We start from the raw sequence: 18,622 nt of genomic DNA on the forward strand, positions 1-18,622 counted from the left end.
CTTCTCGCTATCCTGCCGCGGAGTCGGTCTGGCCCTCGAGCTCGAGCAAGCGGTTCACCGCATCCGTCAGCGCCTTGTCGGCGTCGGCGAACGCTGCCAGATCCCCGGCCTTCAGCGCCTCGTCGCGTGCCAGCATGGCGGCCTTGGCGTCGTTCAGCGCCGTCTGCCGCTGCTCGGAGGCACTGGGCGGCTGGGTCTCCTCGCCCGTGTCGCCGGCATCACCGGAGTCAGGGACGTCGTCATCGCCCGCCGTCGCCCCGGCGTCGCCGCCGAACAGGTCGTCGAGCGCAGCCGTGAGCGTGTCGGCGAAGGCGATCCGGTCGCCGAAGGCGACGAGGATCTTCTGCAGACGCGGCAGCTTGGTGCCCTCGGAGGACTGCACGTACACCGGTTGCACGTAGAGCAGCCCGCCGCCGACCGGCAGGGTCAGGAGGTTGCCGTGCAGCACCTGCGACTGGCCGATCTTCAGCACGTTCAGCTGCTGCGACACCCCGGTGTCGGAGTTGAACGTGTTCTGCACCTGACCGGGGCCGGGCACCGTCGTGTCGGCATCGATCTCGAGCATCCTCAATTGACCATACGTGGACGACTTCTTACCCGCCGTGGACCCGGCATCCGACTCGACGGCGAGATAGCCCATCAGCACGTTGCGGCTGTTGGCACCCTGCGACGAGGGGATGAAGGTCGTGAACATCGAGTACTTCGCCTCGTCCTGCCCCGGCATCTTCATGCTCATGTAGTACGGCGCCTGCAGCTGCTGCTCGTCCTGCGGGTCGTTCGGGGTCTCCCACCTGTTGTCCTGCTGGGCGAACGAGCGCGCGTCGTCGACGTGGTAAATGCCGAGCATGGCGCGCTGCACCTTGAACAGGTCGGTCGGGTAGCGCACGTGACTCATCAGGTCGCCCGACATCTCGCTGATCGGCTTGAGCATCGACGGGTAGATGTTCTGCCACGTCTTCAGCACCGGGTCCTCGTCATCCCACGCGTAGAGGGTGACCGAGCCGTCGTACGCGTCGACGGTGGCCTTCACCGAGTTGCGGATGTAGTTGATGTCGTCGGTGACGAAGGTCGGCGCCGCGGTGTTGGCGTCGTTGATCGCCCGAGGCAGGTTGACGCTCGTCGAGTACGGATACGTGGAGCTCGTCGTGTATCCGTCGATGATCCAGACGATGCGCCCGTCGACCACGCTCGGGTACGGGTCGTTGTCGAGGGTGAGGTACGGCGCCACTTTCTGCACGCGCAGCTTCGGATTGCGGTCGTAGAGGATCTGCGAGTCCTCATTGACGTAATCGGAGAACAGGATCTGCTCGGACTGGAACTTCAGCGCGTAGAGCATCTTGGTGAAGAAGTCGCCGATCCGGGGACCGCCGTCGCCCGAGAAGGTCGTCTTCGTCTCTGTCGCGCCGTCCTGCCCGCGCGGATAGTCGATCTCGACATCCTCCGTGCCTTCGGGCGCGCCCACGATCGAGTACTCGGGCGACTGCTCCCCGAAGTACACGCGGGGCTCGAACTTCTCGCCGTCGGTGAGGAAGCCCGCCGAGGGGATGCCGCGCTCGAGGAACACGGGCTCGCCGTCGGACGTGCGCTGGTTGCCCGCCGCCGCCACGAGACCGTATCCGTGCGTGTACACGACGGTGTTGTTGTTCCAGCTCTGCGCGTCGCCGAGCCGGTCGGTGTTGAGTTCGCGCACGGCCACGACGGTGTCCTGCGTGACTCCGTCGATGTCGTAGCGGTCGACGTCGAGCACATCGGGGAACTGGTAGTACCCGCGGTACTGCTCCAGCTGCTGCACGGCCGGCCCGACGATCGCCGGGTCGAGGATGCGGATGGATCCGGTCGTCGCGGCATCCTCCCGCAGCTGCCCCGGCTCGGCGTCGGTCGCGGCCTTGAACTGCGTGGTCTCCAGATCGGAGATCCCGTACGCGCCCTTGGTGGCTTCGATGTTGCGCTGGTAGTACTCCGCCTGGAGCGTGTTCTGGTTCGGACGCACCTGGAAGGTGGTGACCGCCCACGGGTAGCCCACCCCGAGCACGAGCGCGGCGACGATGAGCAGCGCGGTTCCTGCCAGCGGGAAGCGCCAGCGGCCGATGACGGCGGTGACGAAGAAGAGGATCGCGACGACCACGGCCAGGATCGCGAGGATGCCCAGACCAGGGATCGTGGCGTTCGCCCCGGTGTAGGCGGCACCGGTGATGCGATCGTCGGTGGTGACCAGCGACACGTAGCGGTCCAGCCACAGGCTCACACCCTGAACGAGCAGGTAGAGCCCGGCGAGTACGGCGAGCTGGATGCGCGCCGACTTCGAGATGCGCAGCTCACCCTGACCGACGCGCACCGCACCGTACAGGTACGACACGAGCGCGGTGATGAGCAGGCACAGGATCAGCACGGCCGAGGCGAAGCCCAGAAGCGCCTGGTAGAAGGGCATCGCGAACATGTAGAACCCGGTGTCCATGCCGAACTGCGCGTCGGTCTCGCCCGTGGCCACGCCGTTGAACCACAGCCACACGGTCTGCCACTGCCCGCCCGCGGCGAAGCCGGCGAAGAGCCCGAAGAAGATCGGCATGCCCCACATCGCGAGGCGCCGCAGCGGCTCGATGACCTCCTGGTAGCGATCGAGCTGCGAACTGAGCCGCACGTAGACGGGGCGCAGGCGGTAGGCGAGCTGGATCGTGACGAACAGCGGCACCGCCATGCCGAGGAACCCGATGACGAACATCACCGAGGTGGCGATCCAGCGGGTGGTGAGCACCTGCGCCGAATCGAGCTGGTCGAACCACAGGTAGTCGGTGTACAACGACGCGAAGGCGAAGAAGGCGACGATCAGCGCGACGATGATCACCACCGAGATCGTGAGGATGCGTCGGGATGTTCGCGGTGTGGCCGGTGTCGGCGCCGAGGTCGTGGTCACCCGTCCATCCTAGGTCGGCGATCCTCGGTGGGGCCTGTGACTGCGAACCTGTGACGTGAGCCCCGTCATCCCCCGGTGTTCGCCGCGGCGGTCGTGCACGTCGGGAGCGCATCGAGGTCGCCGCCGTCGGCGATCGCCTCGAGCGCGCCGAGCGACTCCTCGAGGGTGGAGGTGCTGAACACCCGGAGCCCGTCGGGCACGTGCCCGACGACCTCGCCGCAGTTGGCGGCTGGGGCGAGGAAATACTCGGCGCCGGCCGAACGCGCGCCGTACAGCTTCTGCCGGATTCCGCCGATCGCGCCGACCGTGCCGTCGGCCGTGATCGTGCCTGTGCCGGCGACGTTCTTGCCCCCGTTGAGCTCGCCGGGGGTGAGCACGTCGATGATCCCGAGGGCGAACATCATGCCCGCACTCGGCCCTCCGACGTTCTCGATCTGCAAGGCGACGTCGATGGGGAACTCGTACTCGTGGTACAGCATCACGCCGATGTACCACCCCGCCTGCCCGTCGGCGTCCTTCTGCTCTCGAGGCGTGATCGTGACGTCCTGCTCGGCGCCGGCGCGCTCGATCGTCAGCGTGAGCGGCGCACCCTGACCCGCCTTGATCGCGGCGCGCAGGGCATCCGCATCCTTCAGCGGCGCACCGTCGACGGCGACGATGCGGTCGTCCTGCTCGAGAACACCGACGGACGCGCCGTCGCCGATCACGCTGGCGACCTCGACGCTGGTAGGAACGTCGTAGCCCAGCTCGGCGAGTGCGGCCGCCGTCGCCTCGTGCTGCGAGTCGGTCATCATGAGCTGGTTCTGCTCGTCGCGCTGTTCGGTGGTGACGCCCTCGGGGAAGATCGCGTCGATCGGCACGACGGCGCGCGACGGATCCAGCCACGCCCCCAGCAGCTCGACCCAGGTCGGCCGGTGCTCGCGATTGCCGAGCACCTCGACCGTGGTGAGATCGAGCGCCCCGCCGGTCGTGTAGGTCTCCGCGCCCTCGACGCTGATGAGGGGCACCTTTCCGTCGTCTTCGGTCTGCACCTCGCCGAGCGTGTTGAAAACGGGCCCCGGTCGCTGGATGACGTACGGCAACGGCAGGAAGGTGACCACGAGCAGGGCGACGAGCGCGGTGAGCAGGGCGATGACGCCGACGAGCGGCATCGCGGTCCGCGGGCGCGAACGGGTCACTGGTCCTCCTGAGATCGGGGTGCACGTGGCCCGTTCGCGAGCGGCGTACAGCGATGCAGGCGGCTCCGTGCCGAGATCCACATCGTGTGACTAGCGTAGATCCCACGGCTATAGACGTGCTGAGAGGGCCTTGCCATGGCGGAGAACGACCCGAACCCCGAAGACTTCCAAGAGTTCCTGCGCCGCATGCTGGGTGCCGTGGGCGACGATCTCGATCTCAGCGCACTCGAGGGCATGGAAGGGATGGAGGCCCTGAAGGGCTTCCGTCTTGATCCTGCGATGATGGCCGCCTTCACGCAGCAGATGCAGTCGGCGATGAACTCCGATCCGTGGGAGACCACCCTGCGCCAGGCCCTGCACATCGCCAACCGCGACGGTCAGGGGATCGACGCGGGCGGGCGGGCATCGCTCGTCGACGCGTTCGCCCTGGCCGATCTGTGGGTGGGCGAGGCCACGGTGATCTCGGAACTCGCCTCGCCGCCGCTGCCCCTCACCCGCGGCGAGTGGGTCGAGCAGACCCTTCCGGTGTGGAAGGAGGTCGCCGCTCCCGTGTCCACGAGCATTGCGGATGCCCTGACCGACGCGCTCGCCAGCCGCACGCCCGAAGACATGAAGGGCGTGGTGGATGGCGCGTCCCGACTCCTGCGGGGGCTGGGATCGTCGGTGTTCGCCATGCAGTTCGGCCAGGTGCTGGGCAATCTCTCGCTCGAGGTCGTCTCGGGCGGCGACGTCGGGATCCCCGTGCTGCCTGCGGGCACGGCCGCGGTGATCCCGCAGAACCTCGCCGCCTTCGGCGAGGGACTCGAGATCCCCGAGGACCAGATCGCCCTGTACCTGGCGGCGCGGGAGCTCGCCTACGCGCGCCTGTACCGGCACGCTCGCTGGCTGCACCTGCACGTGATGAGCCAGATCACCGACTTCGCGCGCGGAGTGACGGTCGACGTGGAAGCACTCGAAGACCTCGCAGGTCGACTGGATCCGAGCGATCCCGAGGAGCTTCGCGCCGCGATCGAGGGCGGCGCCCTGCTGCCCACCCAGTCCGAGGCGCAGCGTGAAGCTCTGGAGCGGCTCGAGAACCTCATCGCGACCATCGACGGATGGGTCGATGTGGTGACCACGGCCGCCACCGCGCGCCTGCCTGACAGCGCCCGCATCGCGGAGGCGGCCCGTCGCCGCCGTGCCGCCGGCGGACCTGCGGAAGACGCCCTGGGCGCCCTCGTGGGGCTGCAGTTGCGGCCGCGACGCCTGCGCGAGGCCGCAGCGATGTGGCAGGCAGTGACGGATGCCGTGGGCATCGAGGGGCGCGACGCCCTGTGGGACTATCCCGACCTCATGCCCGACGCCGCCGACATCGACGACCCGTCTGCACTCGTGGAGCGGCTGAAGGCCCGCGCACGCGGCGAGCAGCCCCAGCCGGACGAGATGGACGAGGCGCTGGCCCGACTGCTCGGCGGCGACGACTTCTCCGGGGGCGGCGACAGCACTGCCGGAGAAGACGACGATGGGACCGGCGACGACGGTGACGACGCCCAGGGCGACGACAGCGCGAGCGGCGAGCGGCCCGTCTGATTCCTCTCGGCCTGCGGCGGGGGTTCTCCTCCCCATGGTCGGATTCATCGCGAGTTGTCCACGGACCGGCGGACGGCAGGTCTCGACGCCGGTGCGGTGATGCAGAATCGGGCGATGGAGATCCTCCGACTCGATCCCGACCGGTTGCCGCTGTGGCGCGACGCCGACACCGTGCAGTTCGGCGTGGAGGCCGAGGTGACGGTGCGGCTCGACGGCGACTGGGGCGACCGACTCATCCATGAGCTGAGCCTCGGAATCCCGGAGAATGCGTTCGACGTCGTCGCCCATCGATGCGGCGCGAGCCTGGATGAGGCCCGTCGATTCCGCGCGTTGCTGTCTCCGGTGCTCGAGCGCGAGCCGGCCCGTCTCGCCGCCAGGCTCGTGCTGCCCTCGGACTTCGACATCGGTGTGGAGCTGCGTCTGCGCGATGCCCTCACGGAGGCAGGCGTGGATCCGACATCGGGTGACGACAACGCGCCGCTCATCGTCGTGCACCACGGCGTAGCCCTCGCCTCGGCCTCCGTGCCGCTCGTGCGCACCGACACCGCGCACCTCCCCGTCGCCTTCCACCCCGGCGGCGCCGCTGTCGGCCCGCTCATCGTGCCCGGCCGCACGCCGTGCCTCGCCTGCCGGGATGCGCACGACCGCTCCCGCGACCCCGCGTGGGCGGCCGTGCACAGCCAGCTCGTCGAGCGCCATCCCGGCCCCGTCCCCATGAGGAGGATCGCGGCGACCGCCGATGCGATCGCCGACCTTCTGGATCAGCGCTGCGCCGCTGAACGCGAAGGCTCGTCGCGTATCGTGCGGGTCAGCGCCGACGCGACCCGCTCGTCGCGCGAGGTGCGCTTTCACGCAGAGTGCCACTGCCGATCTCCTCGAGAAAGCGAGAGGGCCGACGCTGCGCCCGTGCCGATTCCCGTGACCAGCTCACGCAGAGCGTACGCGCGGCCCGCGTGATCCCCACGTACGCCAGACGCCGCTCCTCGTCGATCGCATCGAACCCGGTCGCGTACGAGATCGGCAGCAGCCCCTCCGACCACCCGGCCAGATGCACGTGCGACCACTCCAGACCTTTGGCGGCGTGCAGCGTCGAGAGGGTGACGGTCTGCAGGGTCGGCTCGTGCTGATCCTTCGCTCTGGCCAGCAACTCGTCGCCGAACGAGCGCAGAGTCGTGCCGGCCGGGGCGTCTTCGGCCAGCTGATACAGGGCGCGCCGCGCCTCCCACGCGTCGCGCAGCGCCCCGCCGGCGGCGGGCGGCTCGTCGCTGAATCCCAGTCCGCGCAGCACATCGCGCACTGCGGCGAGGAAACCGTTCTCGATGGGCGCCACCGCCGCGCCGCGCAGGGCGAGCACGGCCTGTCGCACCTCCGGCATGTCGAAGAAGCGCTTGCCGCCGAGCACCGTGACCGCCACGTGCTGCGCAGCGAACGCCGAGAGCAGGGCCGCCGACTGGGAGTGCACGCGGTAGAGCACCGCGATCTCCTGCGCGGGGGTTCCTGCCGCGATGCGGCCGGCCACGTCGCGCGCGATGGCCGCCGCTTCCTCGGCATCGCTGTCGTGCGCGGTGACCACCGGCGGTTCGGCTGCCGGATACGCGCGGGCCGGGACGAGTTCGAGCGCGCCAGGGCGGCCGTGCATCAGTGCGTTGGCCGCCGCGAGCACCGGCGCTGCGGAACGGTAGTTCGTCTCCAGGCGCACGACGGTCGCATCCTGGAAACGGCGTTCGAACTCGAGCAGAAAGCGCTGATCGGCGCCGGCGAACGAGTAGATGGTCTGCGAGGCGTCGCCGACCACGCAGAGATCGCGCCGATCGCCCAGCCAGAGCTCCAGCAACCGGTTCTGCAGCGGCGACACGTCTTGGAACTCATCGACCGTGAAGTGCCGGTATTGCTCGTGCACGGCCGCGGCCACGCGCGCCTCGGCCTCGAGCATCCCGGCGCAGGCCAGCAGCACGTCCTCGAAGTCCAGCCGATGCCGCTCGTCCTTCAGCGCCTCATACGCCCTCGAGAGGTCTGCGAGTGCGGCGGCGTCGAGGCGGCCGACGGATCGACCGCGCGCCGCCGCCTCATCGATCGAGATCATCGAGACCTTGCGCCACTCGATCGCCGAGGCGGCATCGCGCAGGGTCGCCGTATCGAGCCGCATCCGCAGGCCCTCGGCGGCCTGGCCGAGCAGGCGCACCTTGTTGTCGACGATGCCGGGAGCCGGAGCCCCGGCCAGCTGCGGCCAGAAGAAGTTCAGCTGCGCCAATGCGGCGGCGTGGAAGGTGCGTGCGGCAACGCCCGAGACCCCGAGTGCTCTGAGCCGTCCGCGCAGTTCGCCGGCGGCCTTGGCGGTGAAGGTCACCGCCATCACCCGTCCCGGCGAGTACGCGCCGGTCTCGACGCCGTGCGCGATCCGATGCGTGATCACACGGGTCTTGCCCGTTCCGGCACCGGCCAGCACCGCGACGGGCCCGCGCAGCACGGCGGCCGCCTCGCGCTGGCGATCATCGAGCGCGTCGAGTGCGCTCACTCCCGCGCTCCGCCGTCCTCGGAGCCGCTTTCGGCATCGCCGAGCCAGTCGATGATGAGCGCCCGCGCGATGGATGCCGATCCCGGCAGGCCCACGGGACCGTCGCCCCGCAGCGACGACGCGATCTCGGCGCGGGTGAGCCAGCGCACGTCGACGATCTCCTCGCCGTCGCCGTGCGCCGCGGTCTCGTCGACGGCCGTCGCCCGGAAGCCGACCATGAGCGAGTGCGGGAACGGCCAGGGCTGCGACGAGCGATAGCGCACATCGCGCAGACGCACCCCCGACTCCTCGGCGATCTCGCGGTGCACGGTGGTCTCCAGCGACTCCCCCGCCTCGACGAACCCGGCGAAGCACGAATACATCGCGCCCTTCCAGGTCGCGTTCGCGCCGAGGAGCAGGCGTTCGCCGTCTGCGCTCTCCACGGCGACGATGACGGCGGGGTCAGTCCGCGGGAACAGGTCGGTGCCGCAACCGTCGCAGCGCCGCGACCAGCCGGCCTGGCGGAGGGTCGTGGTCGATCCGCACGCCGAGCAGAACGATGCACCCTCGAGCCAGTCGGCCAACGCGATGCCGGTGAGCAGGATCTCGACCTCGTCGGCAGCCAGGGCGCTCGCGCGCTCGCGCACTCCCCCCCATTCCGGATGCCACGAGGTGTCGGATTCGGCAGGGAGCACCGCGAGAACAAGAGCGGATCCGTCGACGCGGCGTCCGAGCAGCGCCCACTGCGCGGATTCCAGCGCCGGCACTTCCGTCGGGGCCAGCAGCGCCAGGCCGTCGTGACGCACCGCGGCACGCCTGGCGTGGACAACGAGGACGCGCGTGGTGTCGTCTGCGAGCAGCCGTTCGAGGATCCCTGGCGCGTCGCGGTCGGCTCCGGCCCTGTCGAGAAGACCCTCCATCGTGATCATCGGCTTCCCTCCTCCGCGGGCACGGCGCTCACAGCGTGGCGCGGCACGGCCTGACCGGAGGCCGACCTACCCTGGTCACATGGCTCGCTCACCCTTCACTCTAGCCGCGGCGGTGACGGCGGCCGTGCCCGGAGCCGAGGTCGTCGGCGCTCGCGCACTCACCTCCTCCGGAGACGGCCGTTTCGACTCCGCCGTGGCCACCCTGGCCGACGGGCGCGAGCTCGTGATCCGCGTGGCCGGCGACGATGAGACGGCTTCGGAGCTGTCCGCCGAGTCGCTCGCGCTGCGGGCTCTCACCGCCGGAGCCCGCGAGATGCTGCCGTTCGAGGTGCCTGAGGCCCTGGGCGCCGCCGTCCTCGGCCTCCGCGGCGGAGAGCCATCGGGCCAGAGCGAGCCGCGTGCGCTCGTGACCACGCTCGTACCCGGATTCCTCGTCGAGGCCGCCGACATCCCCGCGGGGCGCGGAGTCGCCACGGCCGCCGGGGCCGCGATCGCCGCGATCCATGCGCTGCCCGCATCCGTGGTGCGCGCCGCAGGGCTTCCGGAGCGCTCCCCCGCGCAGGTGCGGGAAGAGATCCGCGCACTCGTCGACCGCGCGGCGACGACGGGGCGCGTGTCGGCGCGGCTCACCGTGCGCTGGCGCGAAGCGGTCGCGTCCGACGACCTGTGGCGGTTCGAGTCGACGGTGACGCTCGGGGGCGCCCAGGCATCGTCGTTCCTCTACGTCGACGATCCGCAGCGCGGCCCCGAGGTGAGCGGACTGATCGGCTGGTACGGCCTGTGCATCGGCGATCCTGCCGTCGACCTCGCCTGGCTGGCCTCGGCCCCCGACGCCGCAGACGACGTGCACGCCGCGTACTCGGCAGCCGCGCTGCGCTCGCCCGATACCGCCCTGCCCACCCGGTCCCGGCTGCTCGCCGAGCTCGAGTTCGCGCGCTGGCTGCTGCATGGCGCCGACACCCGGCAGAGCGACGTGGTCGACGACGCCGCCCAGCTGCTGGATGCGCTCGCCGACAGCCTCGACGACGACCTCGTCTCGCGCCGCCCGCGCAGCACGGGCGTCGACGAGGCGATGACCGCGCTGCAGAGCGTGCCCGCCGCGGCGACCGGCGAGATCGACACGTCGATGCAGACGGATGCATACGACCCGCGCTCGTTCGCCGGGCTCGGGGTCGGCGACGCCGGCGACGCCGAGTCCGAGGACACCGCGGTGTTCGGGCCGCGCAGCACCGTCGACGACGGCGCCGAGAGCGAGAGCGCGCTCGGCGATGCCGAAGCCTGGGAGGACCCGGATGCCACCGGCCCGATCGATCTGCCCCGTCCCGGGTCCGACGGCGCGCCCGACGAGCCGTCGACGACCGCTCCCGCCGGGGGCGAGCACGATCATGCCGCCGACGCGGAAGAGGCTCAGCGCGCCGCGCGCGCGGCGTTCCAGCGCTGGAGCAGTTCCTCCTCCGAGTAGCCGCGCTCGTCGCGGATGACGAGGTCGTCGGCGACGTAGTAGAGCGCGACGTCGATCTCATCCATCGGCACGCCGTGGCGACGGTGGTACGCGAGCCGGTACAGCGCGAGCTGCAGCATCCGTTCCTCGCGTTCGGCGGCCGTCGCCGGGGGACGCCCGGTCTTCCAGTCGACGATCTCGATCCGCCCGTCGCGATCGGCCCGTCGGTACACCGCATCGAGCTTGCAGATCACGATGCGACCGGCCCCGTCGTCACCGGGAAGGGCGAAGTCGATCTCGGTCTCCACGGCGATCGGTTGCAGCGACGCCCATTCCGATCGTTCGAAGATCGCGCGGAGCCGGTCGAGGTCGGCGGCGTCGTGCGCCGAGACCTCGTCGGCGGACGGGTCGTCGTCGAGCTCCCACAGCGCGTCGTCGGTCGATCCCCCCGCACCGATCAGACCGGACCGGTGCTCCACCCACGCGTGAAACAGCGTGCCCAGCCGGGTCTGGCGGTACGGACGCTCGGGCATGGGGCGCGCGAGCGAGCGCACCGTGCCCGTGAAGTCGGTCACGTAGTCCTTGAAGCGCGAGGCCGGCACGCGCGTGGGCGCGTCGAGCGCTTGTCCGCGACGCCGCGACTCCCGCTCGGCGAGGAGACACACCAGTTCGGGCGACGGATCCGCGGGCGCCCGGCCCTGCGCCGCGCGCACCGCGTCGGCGGCCGAGAGCACGCGAGACCGTCGCGCGCCGAGCGGATCCATCGGCCAGGAGCGGGTCAGCGCGGTGCCCTCGTACGGATTCTCGTGAGGATCCACGTCGGCGATCGGATTCAGACCCCACGCTTCGATGGCGTCGCGCAGGTAGGGGCTGGGCACGCGCGGCTTCTTCTGCCCGGCCCAGTGCGCACCGGAGAGCAACAGATCGTTGCGGGCGCGGGTGATGGCGACGTAGGCGAGGCGACGCTCCTCCTGGCGCTGATAGTCGCGATAGTCGTCGCGGAACCGGGTGAGGGCGCCGCCCGCCGGGTGCGCTTTCGTCTTGCCCGCCGCGAGCGCGTCGCGGGCAGCCTTGGCCCGTTTCGCCGGGTTTTCGCCGGCGGCGGCCATCGCCGCCTCCGGGTCCCAGTCGAAGCGCGGCAGCGCGTCCCGGTCGCCGCGCAGCGGGAAGGGCACGACGCCGAACCCGAACCAGCCGGCAGTGTCGCTCGCCCGGCCAGGCAGTTCGTCCTCCACGAGCCGGACGACCGCCACCGCATCCCATTCCAGCCCTTTCGAGCCGTGGATCGTGAGCAGCTGCACGACTCCGGGCTCGGGCGGCTCGGGGCGCGGCATGAGCTCGTCGGTGCTCTCCGCCTTGTCGAGCCAGGCCAGCAGGCTGCCGACCGTGCCTCGCTCGTCGGCGGAGAGGAAGGCACGCACCTCGTCGCCGAACGCGCGCAGCTGGGTGGCAGCGACCCGGGCGGAGCCGCGCGTCTCGTTCACGGCGAGCTCGATGTCCAGGCGCAGCTCCGACTCGATGAGTCGGAGCAGATCGGGAATGGGCTGACCCGCGGCTCGTCGAAGGCGCTCCAGCATCTCTCCCGCGTCGCGGATGCGCGCGCGCCCCTCGGGGCTGATCGCCTCGACGATCCGGTAGTCGTCGCGCACGGCGCGCACCACGTCGACGGCGTCGATGATCGACACGGCCTCGTCCGCGCCGCGCGACGAGCGCACTCGCGCACGCACCTCGTCGGGCAGCGGCGCGAAGGCGCCGTCCCGTTCGGACAGCGCGACGGCGAGGTCGTACAGCGCTGCCATGTCGCCGAGCCCCACCGCGAAGCGCGGGCCGACGAGCAGCCGGATGAGCGCGGATCCCGCGGTCGGGTCGTGGATGACGCGCAGCGTCGAGACGACGTCGACGACCTCGGGAGTCGAGAGCAGTCCGCCCAATCCCAGGATGCGGTGGGGCACGCCGCGGCGCGCCAGGGCCGCCGCGAAGGTCTGCATGTGCTTCTTCGCGCGGAACAGGATCGCCCCGGTGTGCGGGTCGGCCGGATCCGGACCGGACTCGTGCGCTGCGCGGACCCCCGCGAACCAGTCGGCGACCTGTTCGGCCTCGTCGTCGACAGTGAGCGGGAAGCGCACACCCACCCGGCCGTCGGCGGCGCCGGGACGCGGCTCCAGCTCCGGCACGTCCAGGCCGGGGCGATGCAGCGGGACGAGCACGCGGTTGGCGGCGTCGAGGATGCGCCGGTCGTTGCGCCAGCTCGTCATCAGGCTGAACATGCGCACCGCATCGAGGTCGCCGTCCGAGAACACGCGACGGAACGCATAGAGGTTGTCGGCGCTCGCGCCGCGCCATCCGTAGATCGACTGGTGCGGGTCCCCCACCGCCATCACGCTGCGGCCGTCCGCGTCGGCACCGCCGAACAGCGCCGCGAGGAACCGGGTCTGGATCACGGAGGTGTCCTGGTACTCGTCGAGCAGCACGACGCGGTGCTGCTCGCGCAGCTCGGCACGCACCGACGGGGCTGACTCGACGATGTCGAAGGCGCCCGAGACCTGGTCGGCGAAATCGAGCACTCCCCGGCGGTCCTTCTCGGCGATGTACTCGCGCACCAGTTCGACGAGCACGGGCATGGTGAGCAGATTCGTCGCGGCGGTCTCGACCGGCGCACTCGTGCGGTACGGCTCGAAGGCGTCGGCCTGGGCGGTGGTCAGCCGCACCATGGCGTCGAGGTCGACCCGGTGATCGAGCACGTCGGCCGCCAGGCGCTGCACGGCGTCGACCACCCCGCCGAACGAGCGGTCGATCTCTTCCAGACCCGGCAGATCCGCCCGGAGCACCACGGCGCGGGCGATCAGCCACGAGGCGGACTGGCTGAGCATCGCCATCTCCGGGTCGCGTCCAATCCGGGCCGCGTGCTCGCGCACGATGCCGTCGGCGAAGGCGTTGTAGGTGGACACCCGCGGGCGGCGGAGCAGTTCGTCCGCGCTGCGCGGCGTGCCCGGTGTCCATCCGGTGCCCAGGCGCGCGGCGAGTTCATCGAGCACTCGGGTGCGCACGAGGGTGCGCGGGGCGCCGGCGGCAGCCGCATCCACCCGCGCGAGCGCGCCGTCGGCGATGATCGCGGACAGGTGCGGAAGAAGGCCCCGGCGGTCGAACTCGTCGATGAGGGCGAGACGTGCGCCGATCCGCTCGGCCAGTTCGCCCGCGGCCTTGCGCGTGAACGTGAGCCCGAGGATCTCGTCACGCGCCACATGCCCGTTCGCGACGAGCCACACCACCCGGCCCGCCATCGTCTCGGTCTTTCCGCTTCCCGCGCCGGCGACGACGAGAGCGGGCCCCGGCGGCGCCTCGATCACCCGCTGCTGCGCCGTCGTGGGCGGGTGCTGGCCGAGGGCCGCCGCGATATCGGTCGCGGAGATGTCGTGCGACCCGTCCCAGAACGAGGCGGTCTGCGCATCGACGAGGCTCATGCGCTGGCCGCCGGGACGGTGTGGATGCGGCAGGCCGGCACCCAGTGCGGAGTGTCGGTGCAGTGCGTGTCGACCTGGGCGATGAAGGGGCTCGCCGCCATTCCGCGGCCGGCCTCGGCGACCCGGCGCAGGAACTCGCTCCTGGCCTCCGCGTCGAGGGTGTGCTGGTGGGCCACGCGGTACTCGCTCTTGCTCGTGGTCCGCGAGACGAGCACCAGGCGCGCGCCGGCCAGCCGATCCGCGTCCGCGCCCTCGATCAGCCCCAGCGCGACGGCGATCTGGTACGCCGCGAGCTGGGCGTGATCGCTCACGGCAGCCTCGGTCTCGGGCTCGTGCTTTCCCGTCTTCAGGTCGACGACGACCACACGCTCCCCCTCGTCGTCCGCGTCCGGGGCGTCGAGCATCGTCCGCCAGGTCTGCCCGCGCGCGTCGGCGTGCTCTCCGCTCCCGCGGGGGTACGCTTCGACGCGGTCGATGATCCCGCTGACGATCGCCGCGCCCGCCTGAGCCTCCTCGTCGGGCAGCGTCCGCGCCTCATCGATGTCGACCGCGAAGCGGAAGGGCGTCTCCGCCGCGATGACACGACCGCCCTCGTGCGCCACCTCGGCGAGGTAGCCGTGCAGCCGCTCGACCAGTGTGTCGGCGCGCTGGCGCTCCTTGCGGCCGACCCATTCCGCCTCGAAGTCGAGCTCCGGCCAGCGCTCGGCCACGATCGCCCGCATCGCCTCGAGGTCGCCGTCGGGGACGCGCTCCAGAGCCTCGTGAACGATCGTGCCGATCCCGGCCGACGGCGGCAACACGGTGTCTCCGCCGAGGGCGGAGACCGCCCAGTTCAGCCCGCACTCCTCGAAGGACTCCAGCTTCGACGGCGAGACCTTCACGCTCCTGTGCGCGAGGTCGCGCAGCGGCGCATCGCCACTCGGCTCGACCATCCCGTACCACTGCTCCGGCGCAGCGCCGGGAACCCCCTCTCGGGCCAGGATGGCGAGCTGCCCCGCCGCCTCGGCGCGCTGCTGCGGATCCGTCGACACGGTCAGCACGCGGCGGTGCCCGGCGACGAGTCCGCGCAGCGTGAGCGGATGCGCGCGGCGCCCCTCATCGAGCGGCTCGGGATCGGGGAGGAAGGCGAAGAACGGGCTCGGCGTGTGGTCGTCATCGTCCACGGCGGTGACCAGCAGCCGCTCTCGCGTGCGCGAGATCGCACGCACGAACAGCCGCAGCTCGTCGTGCAGGGCGGCTCGTCGCCGATCGACGGCGCCGTGCTCGTGCTCCGGCTCGCCCGCGCGCGCCGCCTCGATCGCTCCCGCGAGCCGCCAGGTCTCGAGCAGGCTCCCGCGCAGCCGCACGTTCGGCCACACGCCGTCCTGCACCCCGGCCACGACGACGGCGTCGAACTGCGTCCCCAGCGCGCCGGCCGGGGTCAGCAGCGTCACCAGCCCAGGGCGCTCCGGGGCCGACAGCGAATCCTCCGGGACCTCGCTGTCGAGCACGTCGTGGATGAACATCTCGGGCCCGTTCTCCGGTGCGCGCTCGACCGCGCGCTTGGCCGCGTCGAACAGGGCGACGAGGGCATCGAGCGCCTGCCCCGTCTGGGCGCCTCCGGGCCCCGCCGCCGTCTCGCGCCACACCGTCGCCAGCCGGCGCCCGTCGGGCCCGCGCGAGGCGTCCCACACCCGCCAGAGCAGGTCGTGGATCGTCTCGCCCCGCGCCGCGGCCGCGGCGACGTCGCGAAGAGTGGTGCCGAAGCGATCCGCCGTCCGCGCCTCCGCCGTGTCGAGGAGCGTCAGCTGCGCAGGCTCGGCGAGCGCATCGCGCAGCAGCTCGCGGGCCGGGCGCGCACCGCCCTCGGCGAGATGCCGATGCCGGAGCCGGGCCCTGAGCCGACGCAGACCGATGCCGTCGAGTCCGCCGAACGGCGTGCGCAGCGCCTCGGCGAGCGCATCCGGCTCCCGTTCGGCGGGGGGCGTCAGCGCGAGACGCACGATGCCGAGGATCTCGCGCACCACGCCCTCGTCGCCCAGCGGCTTCTGCACTCCGGCGGCGCGCGTGGGCACCTCTCGGGCCGCGAGCTCGACCGCCAGCTGCGTCACCTGGCGCGTGTCGTGGGCGATGACGGCCATGCGGTCCCACGGCACGCCGTGCACGAGGTGCCATTCGCGCAGGGCGCCGGCGATGCGATCGATCTCCTCGTGCGGCGAGCCGGCATGGCAGACGGCGATCGGCGGGTCTGCGGGGCCGGACTCCGCGGCGGATCCGGAGGCCCCCGCCGCGAGCATCGGGGCGCGGCGGTGCTCCACCCTGCCTCCGGCGCCGATCGCCTGGGTCACGGTGCGCGTCAGCGCCGTCAGGGCCGCGTTCTGGCGGTGCGGTTCGTCGAGCACGTGCACCTCGCCCAACATGGCGGCCAGGCGGGCGAACAGTTCCGGCGCCGCGCCACGGAACGCGCCGGAGGAGATGTCGGGGTCGCCATAGGCGACGACGGCGACCCCGCGTGCACGCAGTGCCGCGACGACGGCCAGTCCGCCTGCCGTGAGCTCCTGCGCATCGTCGACGAGCACGGCCCGCAGCCGGCCGAGAGGTCCGAGGCGCGCGGGGCCGGCCGAGCGCAGGATCGCGGCGGACTCCGCGAGCAGATCGGCGGCGTCGCGGTGCGTCGAGCGGGCTCCGTCGAGAACGCGGCGGTAGTCGCGGATGAACGAGGCCACCGCCTGCCATGCCGGGCGCGGGGATCGGCTCAGCTCGGCGGGCGAGACGCCCAGCTCGGTGCACTCCGAGAGGAAGGCGCGCAGCTCGGAGCGGAACACGCGAGACGAACGGACCGGAGCGGCGAGATCGTCGGGCCAGCGCGATGCGCCGTGCTCCTCGTCGATCGCATCGCCGGCAAGGATATCGCCGAGCAGGCGGTCCTGATCGGCGCCGGTCAGCAGCGCGGGCGGCTCCTGCCCGTCGGCCACCATCGCGCCGCGGACCACCTGGAACGCGAAGGATCCGAGCGACCGCGCCAGTGGCCCGGGAGTGGCCGACTCGATCCGGACGCCCAGCACATCCCGCAGCGCGGTCGCTGCCTGCCTGCTGGGGGTGAGCACGAGCAGCTCATCGGGCGGGAGGCCCGCACCGATCAGCCGGGCCACTCGTTCGACGAGAGCATGGGTCTTGCCCGTGCCGGGGCCGCCGATCACCGTGCCCGAGGCCGCCACGGGGAGCAGGACGGCGTCGCGCTGTCGGAGGTCTTCGGGCATGTCGTCCACGCTATCCGCCGCGGCCGACATCGCTCTCCGCGAACGCGGCGCATTCGGGGCCGCGCCCCGGTCTCCGTGTCACCCGCCCGCGATAGAGTTGCCGGAGTCATCGACCTGCAAGGAGTGCACGCGTGGAAATCCGCATCGGCATCATCAACACCGGCCGCGAACTGAGCTTCGAGACCAGCACCGGCGCCGACGAGGTGCGCAGCCAGGTCACCGCCGCACTCGACCAGAACGCCAGCCACGTCACGTTCTCGGACGTCAAGGGCAACTCGTACATCGTCCCCACCGCCAACCTCGGCTACGTCGAACTCGGCACCGAGGAATCGCGTCGCGTGGGCTTCGTGGCCTGACCGGCGATGTACATCCTCCTGGCGCTCATCGCCGCGTGCGCCCTCGGCGTCGCGGTGCACTATCTCATGCGCGGCCGTGAGCTGCGCGGGGTCGCGCTCGTGCCCGCCGTATCGACGGCGGTCGCGGCGGCCGGCTACGCGATCGGGCAGTGGGCGGGCCTCGGCGAAGACAACGCATGGCTCTGGCTGATCTCGGTCGGCGGCGGCATCGTGGCCGGCGTGGTCGTCGCGGTCGCCGTCAGCACCGCGCGCGCCCGGTCCGATGAACGGCTCAGGGCGTCGCTGGGCATCTGAGCCCGGAACGGCAGAGGACCAGACGAGGGCTCCGCGTCAGGACGCCAGACCCATCGCGTCCATCCGGCGCGCGTGGGCGCCCATGAGCTCGGCGAAGACCGGCTCGAGCTGCTCGTCGTCCTCTCCCGGCCGGCTCTCGCGCAGCGCCGCGCGTGCGACGAGCAGCGTGTCGCCGACGAGGCGGCGCCCCCACATCGACAGGAGGGATCGCCACTCCTCGTCGCTGGAGATCGTCGCCTGGATGATGTCGACGATCTCGTCGCGCTGCACGTCGGCGCCGAGGATCGCCACGACGCGGGCGCCGATGTCTCCATAGCTCGACGCCAGGGCGCAGTAGAAGTCGTCGAGCATGCCCGACGTGAGATGCACGGCGAGCAGCGTCTCACGCGGGCGCACACCGATCGTCTTGCCGCGGAACGCGTCGAGCTGTTCGCGGAACGGCAGCATCACGTCGGTGGGGTCGCCGGAGCGCTCGCGGATGATCGCGACGATGCCGCGATGCTTGTCGAGCGCGGCCCCCGCGGCGCGCGAGAGCGCCTCCTTCTCGGCGAGCTCGGGCGTCGCGCGGATGAGCCGGGTCAGCGTCTCGAAATATCCCAGCTGCAGGTACGCAGCCTGGCCGAGGAAGGTGTCGAGTTCGGGGGCGAGCTCGGCGAAGTCGACGCGCGTCGCACCGCCCTCGTCCCCGCGCGAGCGCAACGTGAACGTCCGCGACGGCTTCTTGCGCTGCCAGAACCACCTCACCACCCG

The 18,622-nt window shown here is 71.5% G+C and carries 11 protein-coding genes; 4 read left to right on the forward strand and 7 right to left on the reverse strand.

Going from position 1 to position 18,622, the window contains the following annotated elements; genetic code table 11:
• Nucleotides 1-7: 7 nt before the first annotated feature.
• Together BKA02_RS00250 and BKA02_RS00255 are read right to left on the reverse strand one after the other, a co-directional pair.
• Nucleotides 8-2,911, reverse strand: a complete 2,904-nt coding sequence (locus BKA02_RS00250; RefSeq protein ID WP_179430183.1) for a UPF0182 family protein — start codon at nucleotides 2,909-2,911, stop codon at nucleotides 8-10.
• Nucleotides 2,912-2,976: 65 nt separating this feature from the next.
• On the reverse strand, nucleotides 2,977-4,062 hold the full coding sequence (locus tag BKA02_RS00255; RefSeq protein WP_179435067.1) for a YlbL family protein: 1,086 nt from the start codon (nucleotides 4,060-4,062) through the stop codon (nucleotides 2,977-2,979).
• A gap of 162 nt (nucleotides 4,063-4,224) precedes the next feature.
• On the opposite strand from BKA02_RS00255, the gene BKA02_RS00260 reads away from it, so the two are divergent.
• Entirely contained in the window at nucleotides 4,225-5,658 is a 1,434-nt protein-coding gene (locus BKA02_RS00260; protein WP_179430185.1) for a zinc-dependent metalloprotease, read from the forward strand.
• Nucleotides 5,659-6,466: 808 nt separating this feature from the next.
• Here BKA02_RS00260 and BKA02_RS00265 read toward each other — a convergent pair.
• Both BKA02_RS00265 and nudC read right to left on the reverse strand, forming a co-directional pair.
• Complete coding sequence (locus BKA02_RS00265) at nucleotides 6,467-8,173, reverse strand: UvrD-helicase domain-containing protein (RefSeq protein WP_179430187.1); 1,707 nt, start codon at nucleotides 8,171-8,173, stop codon at nucleotides 6,467-6,469.
• Complete coding sequence (nudC, locus tag BKA02_RS00270; protein ID WP_179430189.1) at nucleotides 8,170-9,081, reverse strand: NAD(+) diphosphatase; 912 nt, start codon at nucleotides 9,079-9,081, stop codon at nucleotides 8,170-8,172. Before nudC ends, BKA02_RS00265 begins: the two co-directional genes overlap by 4 nt.
• A gap of 79 nt (nucleotides 9,082-9,160) precedes the next feature.
• Here nudC and BKA02_RS00275 point away from each other — a divergent pair, with 79 nt between their 5' ends.
• On the forward strand, nucleotides 9,161-10,543 hold the full coding sequence (locus tag BKA02_RS00275) for a phosphotransferase (protein WP_179430191.1): 1,383 nt from the start codon (nucleotides 9,161-9,163) through the stop codon (nucleotides 10,541-10,543).
• On the opposite strand, the gene BKA02_RS00280 is transcribed toward BKA02_RS00275, so the two are convergent.
• Nucleotides 10,489-13,983: an ATP-dependent helicase gene (locus BKA02_RS00280; RefSeq protein WP_179430193.1), complete on the reverse strand. Its 3,495-nt coding sequence runs from the start codon at nucleotides 13,981-13,983 to the stop codon at nucleotides 10,489-10,491. The genes BKA02_RS00275 and BKA02_RS00280 overlap by 55 nt on opposite strands.
• Complete coding sequence (locus tag BKA02_RS00285; protein ID WP_179430195.1) at nucleotides 13,980-17,222, reverse strand: ATP-dependent helicase; 3,243 nt, start codon at nucleotides 17,220-17,222, stop codon at nucleotides 13,980-13,982. The genes BKA02_RS00280 and BKA02_RS00285 overlap by 4 nt, the downstream gene beginning before the upstream one ends.
• A 131-nt stretch (nucleotides 17,223-17,353) precedes the next feature.
• Here BKA02_RS00285 and BKA02_RS00290 point away from each other — a divergent pair, with 131 nt between their 5' ends.
• Both BKA02_RS00290 and BKA02_RS00295 read left to right on the forward strand, forming a co-directional pair.
• The gene (locus BKA02_RS00290) at nucleotides 17,354-17,578 is read left to right on the forward strand and encodes a DUF3107 family protein (RefSeq protein ID WP_179430197.1); all 225 of its coding nucleotides are present in this window, start codon (nucleotides 17,354-17,356) and stop codon (nucleotides 17,576-17,578) included.
• A 6-nt stretch (nucleotides 17,579-17,584) separates the two neighbouring features.
• Nucleotides 17,585-17,872 carry a hypothetical protein gene (locus tag BKA02_RS00295; protein WP_179430199.1) on the forward strand — a complete coding sequence of 96 codons (288 nt, stop codon included), beginning with the start codon at nucleotides 17,585-17,587 and terminating at the stop codon, nucleotides 17,870-17,872.
• 36 nt (nucleotides 17,873-17,908) lie between these two features.
• Here the strand turns inward: BKA02_RS00295 and BKA02_RS00300 are convergent, their stop codons facing one another.
• On the reverse strand, nucleotides 17,909-18,619 hold the full coding sequence (locus BKA02_RS00300; protein ID WP_179430201.1) for a ferritin-like fold-containing protein: 711 nt from the start codon (nucleotides 18,617-18,619) through the stop codon (nucleotides 17,909-17,911).
• Between the last annotated feature and the right edge of the window lie 3 nt (nucleotides 18,620-18,622).

Origin of the sequence: Microbacterium pseudoresistens (genome assembly GCF_013409745.1) — a bacterium.
Taxonomy (GTDB): Bacteria; Actinomycetota; Actinomycetes; order Actinomycetales; family Microbacteriaceae; genus Microbacterium; species Microbacterium pseudoresistens.